The sequence below is a fragment of the Streptomyces coeruleorubidus genome (genome assembly GCF_028885415.1).
Taxonomy (GTDB): Bacteria; Actinomycetota; Actinomycetes; order Streptomycetales; family Streptomycetaceae; genus Streptomyces; species Streptomyces coeruleorubidus_A.
Window position 1 is genome coordinate 8,254,604 of the sequence record NZ_CP118527.1, and the last position, 12,295, is coordinate 8,266,898.

The following is a 12,295-nucleotide window of genomic DNA, read 5'->3' on the forward strand; positions in this document are numbered from 1 at the left end:
GGCGGCTCCTTGGCGGGCTCCACCATAGGCGGAGTGAACAGAAGGACGAGCGAAGGGGGAAGTGCCGGATCGCGGCTAATTAACCCACTGGATAGTTAGTAGGGGTTGGCTAGGGATGCTGCGCCCGAGTGCCGCCGGTGTCAAGGGGTCGCGCGCCGGACCTTCGGCGTCGGACGTTCAGCCCGCCGCGCGCTCCGCCGTCAGATACGCGATCACCATGTCGCCCAGCATGGTGCGGTAGTGCGCGCGCTGCGCCGGGTCGACCAGGTCGCGGCCGAACAGCGCGCCGAAGGTGTGCCGGTTGGAGACCCGGAAGAAGCAGAAGGAGGAGATCATCGCGTGCAGGTCCACGGCGTCGACATCCGCGGTGAACAACCCTGACCTGCGGCCTTCCTCAAGGATGCGGCGGATGACGTCCAGCGCGGGGGAGCCGATCTTCCCGAGTTTCTCGGAGGCGGCGATGTGCCGCGCCCCGTGGATGTTCTCGATGCTGACCAGGCGGATGAAGTCCGGGTGCTGCTCGTGGTGGTCGAAGGTCAGCTCGGCGAGGCGCCGGATGGCCGCCACCGGGTCGAGGTGGTCGACGTCGAGCTGCTGCTCGGCCTCCCGGATCACGCCGTAGGCCCGCTCCAGCACGGCTGTGAACAGCTGTTGCTTGCCGCCGAAGTAGTAGTAGATCATCCGCTTCGTGGTGCGGGTGCGGGCGGCGATCTCGTCCACCCGGGCCCCGTCGTAGCCGGCCCGGGCGAACTCTTGCGTGGCCACGTCGAGGATCTCGGCCTGGGTGCGGGCGGCGTCACGGATGCGCTCGCGCTCGCCAGGACGTGCCGGTTCTTCGACGCTGGTCATCAGGTTCCTTCGGGCGGAGGGGCCGGTGCCGGTGATTCTAGAAGCAGGGGCCGGATCCCACCGGGGCCTTCCCGCGGTCACGCTCGGCTGATATAGCTAACGTACTAGTTCGTACATTAGTGTCGCTCGGGAGGCCCGTGTGCCCAAGGACTCGTACCTCGCCGGACTGATCGGTTCCGGCATCGGCCCGTCGCTCAGCCCGGCGCTGCACGAGCGGGAGGGCGAGAGGCAGGGCCTGCGCCTGCTGTACCGGCTGATCGACATCGATCGGCTCGGGGTGCCGCCCGAGGCGGTGGGCGATCTGCTGCGGGCCGCCCGTGACCTCGGGTTCGACGGGCTCAACATCACGCATCCCTGCAAGCAGCTCGTCATCGAGCACCTGGACGCGCTCGCCCCGCAGGCCGAGGCGCTGGGCGCGGTCAACACCGTCGTCTTCGAGGACGGCCGCGCGGTCGGCCACAACACGGACGTCACCGGTTTCGCCGCGTCCTTCGCGCGCGGGCTGCCCGACGCGCCGCTGGAGCGGGTCGTGCAGCTCGGCGCCGGCGGCGCGGGCGCGGCCGTCGCGCACGCCATGCTCACCCTCGGCGCAGAACGGGTCACCGTCGTGGACGCCCTGCCCGAACGGGCCGCCGCCCTGGCCGACTCCCTGAACCGCGCCTTCGGCCAGGGCCGTGCCGCCGCCGCGGCCCCCGACCGGCAAGCGCGGCTCCTCGCGCACGCCGACGGCATCGTCCACGCCACGCCCACCGGCATGGCGGCCCACCCCGGACTGCCGCTGCCCGCCGAGCTGCTCCACCCCCGGCTGTGGGTCGCCGAGGTCGTCTACCGCCCGCTGGAGACCGAACTGCTGCGCACCGCCCGGGCGCTGGGCTGCGCCACCCTCGACGGCGGCGGCATGGCCGCCTTCCAGGCCGCCGACGCGTTCCGCCTGTTCACCGGGCGGGAACCCGACGCCGCGCGGATGCTGGCGGACCTGACCGAACTGGCCGGAGCCGTAGGGGCATCGAACTGAAGAGAGGTACCGACGTGCGTACGTCCATCGCCACCGTCTCCCTCAGCGGATCCCTCACCGAGAAGCTCACGGCCGCCGCCCGGGCCGGTTTCGACGGGGTGGAGATCTTCGAGAACGACCTGCTGGCCAGCCCCCTCACCCCCGAGGAGATCCGCGCCCGCTGCGCCGACCTCGGCCTCACCGTCGACCTGTACCAGCCGATGCGGGACATCGAGGCCGTCCCCGAGGACCAATTCGCCCGGAACCTGCGGCGGGCCCGCCACAAGTTCGAGCTGATGCGCAGGCTCGGCGCCGACACGGTCCTCGTCTGCTCCAGCGTCTCCCCGCAGGCGGTGGACGACGACGCCCTCGCCGCCGAGCAGCTGAGCCGGCTCGCCGACCTCGCCCGGGACTCCGGGATCCGGGTGGCCTACGAGGCGCTCGCCTGGGGGCGGCACGTCAGCACGTACGACCACGCCTGGCGCATCGTCGAGTCGGCCGGCCACCCCGCCCTCGGCACCTGCCTGGACAGCTTCCACATCCTCTCGCGCGGCTCTGAACCCAAGGACCTCGAAGGCATTGCGGCCATCCCCGGCGAGAAGATCTTCTTCCTCCAGCTCGCCGACGCCCCGCTGCTCGCCATGGACGTCCTCCAGTGGAGCCGCCACTACCGCTGCTTCCCCGGCCAGGGCGGCTTCGACGTCGCCGGCCTGGTACGCCACGTGCTGCGCACCGGCTACGAAGGACCGGTCTCCCTGGAGGTCTTCAACGACGTCTTCCGGCAGGCCGAGGCCGGTCCGACCGCCGTCGACGCCCGGCGTTCCCTGCTGGTCCTCGAGGAGACGGTGGGCCGGGCCGCCCTGCCGGAGCCCGTCGTCCCCACCGGTGTCGCCTTCGCCGAGCTGGTCACGCCCGATGCCGAACTTCTCACCGCCCTGCTCGGCGCCCTCGGCTTCACCCGCACCGCCCGCCATCGCGGCAAGCCCGTCGCCCTGTGGGAGCAGGGGGACGCCCGGATCCTGGTCAACACCGGGCCGGCCGTCCGCCGCGACGGCACCCAGCTCGCCGCGATCGGGCTGGAGTCACCGGACCCGGGCGCGGCGGCCCGGCGTGCCGAGGCGCTGCTGGCCCCCGTCCTGCCGCGCCGCCGCGCACCCGAGGACGCCCCGCTCGACGCGGTCGCCGCCCCCGACGGCACGGAGCTCTTCTTCTGCGCCACCGGCCGCCCGGGCCTGCCCGACTGGCGGGCCGACTTCGAGGACACCGACCCGGCGCCCGCGCCCGCGACGGTCCGCCGCATCGACCATCTCGCCCTCACCCAGCCCTGGCACCACTTCGACGAGGCGGCCCTCTTCCACCGGGGCGTGCTCGGCCTGCGGGCCCAGGAGAGCGTGGACGTCGCCGACCCCTACGGTCTGCTGCGCAGCCGTGCCGTGACCAACACCGACGGCAGCGTCCGGATCGCCCTCACCGTCGGCCCCGCGCCCACGGACGACACCGTCCACGCCCAGCACATCGCCCTGGCCACCGACGACGTGGTCGCCTCGGCCCGTCGCTTCCGGGCGGCCGGCGGCAGTCTGCTGCCGGTCCCGGCGAACTACTACGACGATCTCGCCGCCCGCTTCGAGTTCGCCGACGGCGAGCTGGAGACCTACCGCGACCTCGGCATCCTCTACGACCGCGACGCCCACGGCGTCTTCCGCCACTGCTACACCCGCACCGTCGGCCGCGTCTTCTTCGAACTGGTGCAGCGCGACGGCGGCTACCGGGGTTACGGCGCCGCGAACGCCCCGGTGCGGCTGGCGGCGCAGCACGCGGTGCGGGCGCTCACTGGCGGCTGACGGTCCGGGTGATGCCGGTGACGACGGTCGTGGCGAGGATCCAGCCGGTGAGGACGAGGGTGTAGGAGAGCCACTGGTACCCGTCGGTGGGTGCGAACGCGCCCTCCTGCCCGAAGGAGATCACCGGCAGCAGCAGGTCGAGGGTGTAGAAGACCGGGTTGAACTGCGGGGCCTCGTCCGCCTTCAGCGGCTGGGGGTGGTGCAGCGCGTAGGCCAGGGAGCCGATCACCAGCAGCGACACCAGCCAGCCCGCGGCGCGCAGGGGGCGGAAGCCATAGCCGACGGTGGCGTCCTGGACGTAGCCCCACAGCCGGCCGTACCACGGCAGGGTGCCGCGGCGGCGGCGCTGCTTGGCGAGCTGGACGACGCGGGCGGCGTCGTCGTCGCCGATCCGGCGGTAGGCCGCGGTCAACTGCTCGTAGGCGTGCGGGACGTAGCCCTCGCGGTCGCGCTCCAGCATCGCCAGGCGCCGCTCGGCGGGTTCGTGCGGGGTGAGGGAGGTGTAGACGAGGCTGTTGAGCAGGACCTCCCCGGGGACCACGTCCGGTTCGAGGAACAGGACGTCCAGCTGGGCGCGGCGCAGGTTGAGGGCGCCTTTCATGGGCGGGCTCCTGCGCAGCCAGAGTTCCCCGACGGTGCAGCTGCTGGCGCGCAGTGCCGTGTCACCGGGGTTCGCCAGCCGCGCGTGGGAGAGGTCGAGGCGGCCCGCGATCCGGGCGCCGCGCAGGCCGATCCAGCCGAGGACGTCCACGTCGCGCAGCAGGACGTCGCCCTCCACCGTGAGCGTCTCGGCGTCGAGGGCGGCCTCACCGGTGCCGGCCTCCAGCCGCGCCCCGTTGAGGTCGATCGTCCCGGCGACCGAGGCACCCGTCAGGCGTACCTCGCCGCGGGTGCGCAGGTCCTGCGCCGACAGGCCGTCGCCGATGGTCACGTGGTTGAGCTGGAGCGCGGGCTGATCGGGGGGCCGTTCATCGATCTCGGCCCTGTCCATGAAGAGCGCCCCGGAGATCTGCGCCCCGCCGAGCCGCACGGGCCCGTCGAACAGGCAGTCCGACATGCGCAGCACGCCGTCCACGCGCAGGGTGGCGGCGTCCAGTCCGGGCAGGACGGAGTCGCGCAGGTTCAGCTGGCGCAGCCGCGCCCCGTACAGGACGGGGACGTCCTCGAAGTAGCAGTCGCTGAGGCGCACGGCGTGGTCGACCTCTGCGTACTTGAGGTCCAGCACGCCCGTGATCCGCGCGCCCGCCAGCCGGAGGGCGGCCGTCTCCCCGTCCTCCTGCGGGGCGCTCAGCAGCAGGGCCCGCAACACGGCCGCCCGTACGGTCCGTTCGGGTCCCCAGTGAGCGCCCCGCGCCGGGTCCTCGTCCGCCGGCCCCCGGAAGTCCACGTCGTCCCCGCGCGGAAAGGCCCGCCACACCCGCTCCTCGGCGGGTGTCATGTCGTCGATCTGCATCGACCCGGACTCTGACGCGCCCGGCCGGAGGCTGTCAACTCACCTCCGGCCGGGGCCGGTCAGGGCCCGTTGCGAAAGTGGCGTCGTCGCCCCAAGGGCGGCCGCGCGGCGTCCGGTGCGTGCTCTCGGCGTGCCGGCCGGAAGCCCTCGTACTGGGCGTACTTGGGCTTTCGGCCGGTGCGGCGAGAGTGCGTGCCGGACGCCGTGCGGCAGGCGGCACTTTCGCAACAGGCCCTATGCCCTGGTGTTCCACTCCGCGATCACAGGCCGCCCGTGCTCGGTCGACAGCCGGCAGACCGTGCCCGTCTCCAGCCGGAACAGCCGCCCCTCCGACGGCGGCAGGCCCAGCCGGCGGGCGGTCAGGACGCGGAGGAAGTGGCCGTGCGCCACCAGCAGCACATCGCCCCCGGGCAGCGCGTCGGCCACCCGGGACAGCACCCGGTCGGCCCGCTCGCCGACCTCCTCGGGGGACTCGCCCGGCTTGCCGTCGGGGCCGGGCGGGCCCCCGTCGGTCCACAGGTCCCAGTCGGGACGGGTGCGGTGTATCTCCTCGGAGGTGACGCCCTCGTAGGCGCCGTAGTACCACTCGTGCAGGTCCGCGTCCCGCACGGCCCCCGTCAGGCCCGCGAGTTCGGCGGTGCGCACCGCGCGGCCGAGCGGGCTGGTGAGGACCAGCGCGAAGGGACGGCCCGCCAGGAGCGGAGCCAGCGACTTGGCCTGCTCCTCGCCGTTCGGGGTGAGGGGCAGGTCGGTGAAGCTGGTGTGCTGTCCGCTCCGGCTCCACTCCGTCTCACCGTGGCGGACCAGCAGCAGATCGCCCACGTCCTACGCCTTCTTCGCGGACTCGACGGCGTGCCCGCCGAACTGGTTGCGCAGCGCCGCGATCATCTTCATCTGCGGCGAGTCGTCCTGCCGGGAGGCGAACCGGGAGTAGAGGGAGGCGGTGATCGCGGGCAGCGGCACGGAGTTGTCGATCGCGGCCTCCACGGTCCAGCGTCCCTCGCCGGAGTCCTGGGCGTAGCCCCGCAGGCCCTCCAGGTGCTCGTCCTCGTCGAGCGCGTTGACCGCGAGGTCGAGCAGCCAGGAGCGGATGACGGTGCCGTCCTGCCAGGAGCGGAACACCTCGCGGACGTTGTCCACCGAGTCCACGGCCTCCAGCAGCTCCCAGCCCTCGGCGTAGGCCTGCATCATCGCGTACTCGATGCCGTTGTGGACCATCTTCGCGAAGTGCCCGGCACCCACCCGGCCGGCGTGCACGAAGCCGTACGGGCCCTCCGGCTTGAGCGCCTCGAAGATCGGCCGGAGCCGGTCGACGTACTCCTTCTCGCCGCCGACCATCAGGGCGTAGCCGTTCTCCAGGCCCCACACGCCGCCGGAGACGCCCGCGTCGACGAAGCCGATGCCGCGCCTGCTCAGCTCCTCGGCGTGCTTCTCGTCGTCCGTCCAGCGGGAGTTGCCGCCGTCGACCACCGTGTCGTACGGCTTGAGGAGGTCCGCCAGACGGTCGATGACGTGCTGGGTGGGGTCGCCGGCCGGGACCATGACCCAGACCGTGCGCGGCGCCTGAAGCTGGTCGACGAGGTCGGCCAGACTGGCCACGTCGGACTTCTCCGGGTTGGTGTCGTAGCCGACGACGGTGTGGCCGGCGTTGCGCAGGCGCTCGCGCATGTTGCCGCCCATCTTGCCGAGACCCACAAGACCGATCTGCATGTCAGTTCACTTCCCGAGTTTGCGGTAGGCGGCCACCAGCGCGGCCGTGGACGAATCGAGACCGGGGACGTCTGCGCCCTCGGTCAGGGCGGGCTCGACGCGCTTGGCGAGGACCTTGCCGAGCTCGACGCCCCACTGGTCGAAGGAGTCGATGTTCCAGACCGTGCCCTGCACGAACACCTTGTGCTCGTAGAGGGCGACCAGCTGGCCGAGGACCGACGGGGTCAGTTCGGTGGCCAGGATCGTCGTGGTGGGGCGGTTGCCCTGGAACGTGCGGTGCGGCACCTGCTCCTCGGGCACGCCCTCGGCCCGCACCTCCTCGGCGGTCTTGCCGAAGGCGAGGGCCTGCCCCTGCGCGAACAGGTTGGCCATCAACAGGTCGTGCTGTGCCTTCAGTTCGTCGCTCAGCTCGGCGACGGGCCGTGCGAAGCCGATCAGGTCGGCCGGGATCAGCTTGGTGCCCTGGTGGATCAACTGGTAGTAGGCGTGCTGTCCGTTGGTGCCGGGCGTGCCCCACACGACCGGACCCGTCTGCCACTGGACGGGACGGCCGTCGCGGTCCACCGACTTGCCGTTGGACTCCATGTCGAGCTGCTGGAGGTAGGCGGTGAACTTCGACAGATAGTGGCTGTAGGGCAGGACGGCGTGCGACTGGGCGCCGTGGAAGTTGCCGTACCAGATGCCGAGCAGGCCCATGATGAGCGGGGCGTTGGCCTGGGCGGGCGCGTTGCGGAAGTGCTCGTCGACGATGCGGAAGCCGTCGAGCATCTCCAGGAAGCGGTCCGGGCCGATCGCGATCATCAAGGACAGGCCGATCGCGGAGTCGTACGAGTAGCGGCCGCCGACCCAGTCCCAGAACTCGAACATGTTGTCGACGTCGATGCCGAAGTCCGCGACCTTCTCGGCGTTCGTGGACAGCGCCACGAAGTGCTTGGCGACCGCCTTCTCTCCCCCACTCTCGGCTTCGCTCGAGCGGGAGGTGCCCCCATCCCCGAGCCCTTCCAGCAGCCAGGAGCGCGCCGAGGTCGCGTTCGTGATGGTCTCGATCGTGGTGAAGGTCTTGGACGCGACGATGAACAGCGTCTGTGCCGGGTCCAGGTCGCGGACCGCCTCGTGCAGGTCGGAGCCGTCCACGTTCGACACGAAGCGGAACGTCAGCTCCCGGGCGGTGAACGGCCGCAGCGCGTCGTACGCCATCGCCGGGCCGAGATCCGAGCCGCCGATGCCGATGCTGACGACGTTCCGGATGCGCTTGCCGGTGTGCCCGGTCCACTCCCCGGAGCGCACCCGGTTCGCGAAGCCGGACATCTTCTCGAGCACGGCGTGCACACCCGGGACTACGTTCTCGCCGTCGACCTCGATCACCGCGTCCCGCGGGGCGCGCAGCGCGGTGTGCAGCACGGCCCGGTTCTCGGTGACGTTGATCTTCTCGCCGCGGAACATGGCGTCGCGCTGCCCGAACACGTCGGTGGCGGTGGCCAGCTCCTGGAGCAGCGCCAGCGTCTCGTCGGTGACCAGGTGCTTGGAGTAGTCGATGCGCAGGTCGCCCACGTGCACGACGTAGCGCTCGGCGCGCCCCGGGTCCGCCGCGAACAGCTCACGCAGGTCCGGCTGCGGCAGGGCGTCCGTGCGGTGGTCCTCCAGGGCGGTCCACTCGGGTCGCCGCGTGAGCGTGGGGGAGCCGGAGGGGGAGTCAGACATGAGCGGGGGTCTCCTCGGTTGCCTCGCCGTTCAGGGCGATGGCGTACATCTCGTCCGCGTCGAGGCGCCTCAGCTCCTCGGCGATGAGTTCGGAGGTGGCACGGACCTTCAGCGCGAGGGTGCGGGAGGGCTGGCCCGGCAGGGTGAGCGTGGCCAGCGGTCCCTCGGGGCGGTCGATGAGGATCTCGCCGTTCTCGGTGCCCAGGCGTACGGCCGTGACGACCGGCCCGGCGGTGACGACGCGGTCGACCTGGACGTGCAGCCGCGCCTCCAGCCAGCGGGCCAGCAGCTCGGCGGCCGGGTTCTCGGCCTCGGCCTCCACGGCCGCCGAGACGACCCGGGCCCGGGCCTGGTCCAGCGCCGCCGCCAGCATCGAACGCCAGGGCGTCAGCCGGGTCCAGGCGAGGTCGGTGTCGCCGGGCGCGTAGGAGCGGACCCGGGCCTCGAGCATCGTCAGGGGGTCCTCGACGGCGTACAGGTCGGTGATCCGCCGCTGGGCCAGCGCCCCGAGCGGGTCCTTCGAGGGCACCTCCGGGGCGTCCACCGGCCACCACACCACCACCGGGGCGTCCGGCAGCAGCAGCGGCAGCACCACCGAGTCGGCGTGGTCGGACACCTCGCCGTAGGTCCGCAGCACCACGGTCTCGCCGGTGCCCGCGTCGGCGCCGACCCGGACCTCGGCGTCGAGCCGGGACTGGGTGCGGTCGCGCGGGGTGCGGGCGTGCCGCTTGATGACGACCAGGGTGCGCGAGGGGTGCTCGTGCGAGGCCTCCTCGGCCGCCTTGATCGCGTCGTAGGCGTTCTCCTCGTCCGTGACGATCACCATCGTCAGGACCATGCCCACGGCGGGCGTGCCGATGGCGCGGCGGCCCTGCACCAGCGCCTTGTTGATCTTGCTTGCCGTGGTGTCGGTCAGGTCGATCTTCATGGCCTGCGCCAGCTCCGTCCGTCTCGTGCGAGCATCTCGTCGGCTTCCGCGGGTCCCCAGCTGCCCGAGGAGTACTGCGCGGGCCGGCCGTGCGTGGCCCAGTACTGCTCGATCGGGTCGAGGATCTTCCAGGACTCTTCCACTTCCTGGTGACGGGGGAACAGATTGGCGTCGCCCAGGAGGACGTCCAGGATCAGCCGTTCGTACGCCTCCGGGCTCGATTCGGTGAACGACTCGCCGTAGGCGAAGTCCATCGTCACGTCCCGGATCTCCATCGACGTGCCCGGCACCTTGGAGCCGAACCGCACCGTCATGCCCTCGTCCGGCTGGACGCGGATGACGATCGCGTTCTGGCCCAGCTCCTCGGTCGCGGTGGAGTCGAAGGGGGAGTGCGGAGCCCGCTGGAAGACCACTGCGATCTCCGTCACCCGGCGGCCCAGCCGCTTGCCGGTGCGCAGGTAGAACGGCACACCCGCCCAGCGGCGGTTGTCCACCTGGAGCTTGATCGCGGCGTAGGTGTCGGTCGAGGAGGCCTGGTCGATGCCCTCCTCCTCCAGATAGCCGCGGACCTTCGTGCCGCCCTGCCAGGCCGCCGCGTACTGCCCACGCACGGTGTGCCTGCCCAGGTCCTCCGGCAGCCGCACGGCCCGCAGCACCTTCAGCTTCTCGGTGAGCAGCGACGCCGCGTCGAAGGCGGCGGGCTCCTCCATCGCGGTGAGCGCCATCAGCTGCAGGAGATGGTTCTGGATGACGTCACGGGCGGCGCCGATGCCGTCGTAGTACCCCGCGCGGCCGCCGATGCCGATGTCCTCGGCCATGGTGATCTGCACATGGTCGACGTACGACCGGTTCCAGATCGGTTCGAACATCTGGTTGGCGAAGCGCAGCGCCAGGATGTTCTGGACGGTCTCCTTGCCGAGGTAGTGGTCGATACGGAAGACCTGCTCCGGGTCGAACACGTCGTGCACGATCGCGTTCAGCTCGCAAGCGCTGTCGAGGTCATGTCCGAACGGCTTTTCGATGACCGCGCGGCGCCAGGAGCCCTCCTGGGCGTCAGCCAGCTTGTGCTTCTTCAGCTGCTGGACGACCTTCGGGAAGAACTTCGGCGGCACCGAGAGGTAGAAGGCGTAGTTGCCGCTGGTGCCCCGGGAGGCGTCCAGCTCCTCGACGGCCGAGCGCAGCTGCTTGAACGCCGTGTCGTCGTCGAAGTCGCCCGGGATGAACCGCATGCCCTCGGCGAGCTGCTGCCAGACCTCCTCGCGGAACGGGGTGCGGGCGTGCTCACGGACCGCGTCGTGCACCACCTGCGCGAAGTCCTGGTCCTCCCAGTCCCGGCGGGCGAAACCCACCAGCGAGAAGCCCGGCGGCAGCAGGCCGCGGTTGGCCAGGTCGTACACGGCCGGCATCAGCTTCTTGCGGGACAGATCGCCGGTCACCCCGAAGATGACGAGCCCGGAGGGGCCGGCGATCCTGGGCAGACGGCGGTCGCGCGCGTCACGGAGCGGATTGGTGAAGTCGGGGTCGGTGTGCTCCGTGTGCGGGGCGGCCCGGCCGCTCACCCCGGTCTGCTCGACCCCGGCGGCCTCCTGCGCCGCCCGGGCCTCCTTGTCCTCCTTGGTTCCGATGGTCTCCTGCTCGGCCGTCTGGGGGATGCCCTCAGTCATTCCGCGTCAACTCCCTTGCTGTTCAAGGACTTGGTGACCGCGTCCAGCAGGTCCTGCCAGGCCACCTCGAACTTGGCGACGCCTTCGTCCTCCAGTTGCCGCACCACCTCGTCGTACGAAATGCCGAGCCGCTCAACGGCCGCCAGGTCGGCGCGCGCCTGGGCGTAACCGCCGGTGACGGTGTCGCCCTGGACGTCACCGTGGTCGGCGACGGCGTTCAGCGTGGCCTCCGGCATGGTGTTGACCGTGCCGGGGGCGACCAGTTCGTCCACGTACAGGGTGTCCTTGTAAGCGGGGTCCTTCACACCGGTGGAGGCCCAAAGGGGGCGCTGCCGGTTCGCACGGGCACCGCCCAGGGTCTGCCAGCGCGGCCCGGCGAAGACCTCTTCGTACGCCTCGTAGGCGAGCCGCGCGTTGGCCAGGGCCGCCCTGCCCTTCAGGGCGAGGGCCTCGTCCGTGCCCAGCAGCGTCAGCCGCTTGTCGATCTCGGAGTCGACACGGGAGACGAAGAAGGACGCGACCGAGTGGACGGCCGACAGGTCGAGACCGGCCGCCTGCGCCTTCTCCAGGCCGGCGATATAGGCGTCCATCACCTCGCGGTAGCGCTCCAGGGAGAAGATCAGCGTCACGTTCACGCTGATGCCCGCGCCGATCACCTCGGTGATCGCCGGCAGGCCGGCCTTCGTCGCCGGGATCTTGATCATCACGTTGGGGCGGTCCACCAGCCAGGCCAGCTGCCGGGCCTCGGCGACGGTCGCCGCGGTGTTGTGGGCCAGCCGCGGGTCGACCTCGATGGACACCCGGCCGTCCCGGCCGCCGGTGGCGTCGTACACCGGCAGCAGGACGTCGGCGGCGGCCCGGACGTCGGCCGTCGTCGTCATCCGGACGGCCTCGTCGACGGTGACGCCCCGCACCGCCAGGTCGGCGAGCTGCTCCTCGTAGCCCTCGCCGGAACCGATGGCGGCCTGGAAGATGGACGGGTTGGTGGTGACGCCGACGACGTTCCCCGTCGCCACGAGCCCGGCCAGGTCGCCGGACTCGATCCGCCGGCGGGACAGGTCGTCCAGCCAGATCGACACGCCCTCGTCGGACAGGCGCTTGAGTGCTCCCGCGCTCGCGGTCGCTTCGGTCACAGTGATCATCTTCTTTCGGGCG

10 protein-coding genes are annotated in these 12,295 nt (G+C 71.5%); 2 read left to right on the forward strand and 8 right to left on the reverse strand.

What is annotated here, in order from left to right:
* Positions 1-177: 177 nt before the first annotated feature.
* The gene (locus tag PV963_RS38085) at positions 178-849 is read right to left on the reverse strand and encodes a TetR/AcrR family transcriptional regulator (protein ID WP_274821001.1); all 672 of its coding nucleotides are present in this window, start codon (positions 847-849) and stop codon (positions 178-180) included.
* 139 nt (positions 850-988) lie between these two features.
* On the opposite strand from PV963_RS38085, the gene PV963_RS38090 reads away from it, so the two are divergent.
* Positions 989-1,864 (forward strand): shikimate dehydrogenase, encoded by an 876-nt coding sequence (locus PV963_RS38090; protein WP_274821002.1) that lies wholly within the window; start codon positions 989-991, stop codon positions 1,862-1,864.
* Positions 1,865-1,878: 14 nt separating this feature from the next.
* Positions 1,879-3,684 carry a bifunctional sugar phosphate isomerase/epimerase/4-hydroxyphenylpyruvate dioxygenase family protein gene (locus tag PV963_RS38095; protein WP_274821003.1) on the forward strand — a complete coding sequence of 602 codons (1,806 nt, stop codon included), beginning with the start codon at positions 1,879-1,881 and terminating at the stop codon, positions 3,682-3,684.
* Here PV963_RS38095 and PV963_RS38100 read toward each other — a convergent pair.
* The 7 genes from PV963_RS38100 to tal form a co-directional block, all read right to left on the reverse strand.
* Positions 3,671-5,137, reverse strand: coding sequence for a membrane-associated oxidoreductase (locus tag PV963_RS38100; RefSeq protein WP_274821004.1), 1,467 nt, complete (start codon positions 5,135-5,137; stop codon positions 3,671-3,673). The genes PV963_RS38095 and PV963_RS38100 overlap by 14 nt on opposite strands.
* A 234-nt stretch (positions 5,138-5,371) precedes the next feature.
* On the reverse strand, positions 5,372-5,959 hold the full coding sequence (locus tag PV963_RS38105; RefSeq protein ID WP_274821005.1) for a histidine phosphatase family protein: 588 nt from the start codon (positions 5,957-5,959) through the stop codon (positions 5,372-5,374).
* 3 nt (positions 5,960-5,962) lie between these two features.
* Positions 5,963-6,847, reverse strand: a complete 885-nt coding sequence (gene gnd, locus PV963_RS38110) for a phosphogluconate dehydrogenase (NAD(+)-dependent, decarboxylating) (protein WP_274821006.1) — start codon at positions 6,845-6,847, stop codon at positions 5,963-5,965.
* A gap of 6 nt (positions 6,848-6,853) precedes the next feature.
* Complete coding sequence (gene pgi, locus PV963_RS38115; protein WP_274821007.1) at positions 6,854-8,548, reverse strand: glucose-6-phosphate isomerase; 1,695 nt, start codon at positions 8,546-8,548, stop codon at positions 6,854-6,856.
* A complete protein-coding gene (opcA, locus tag PV963_RS38120) occupies positions 8,541-9,476 on the reverse strand; it encodes a glucose-6-phosphate dehydrogenase assembly protein OpcA (protein WP_274821008.1) in 936 nt (311 codons plus the stop codon). The genes pgi and opcA overlap by 8 nt, the downstream gene beginning before the upstream one ends.
* Entirely contained in the window at positions 9,473-11,140 is a 1,668-nt protein-coding gene (gene zwf / locus PV963_RS38125) for a glucose-6-phosphate dehydrogenase (protein WP_274821009.1), read from the reverse strand. Before zwf ends, opcA begins: the two co-directional genes overlap by 4 nt.
* The gene (gene tal / locus PV963_RS38130) at positions 11,137-12,282 is read right to left on the reverse strand and encodes a transaldolase (protein WP_274821010.1); all 1,146 of its coding nucleotides are present in this window, start codon (positions 12,280-12,282) and stop codon (positions 11,137-11,139) included. The genes zwf and tal overlap by 4 nt, the downstream gene beginning before the upstream one ends.
* Positions 12,283-12,295 lie beyond the last annotated feature (13 nt).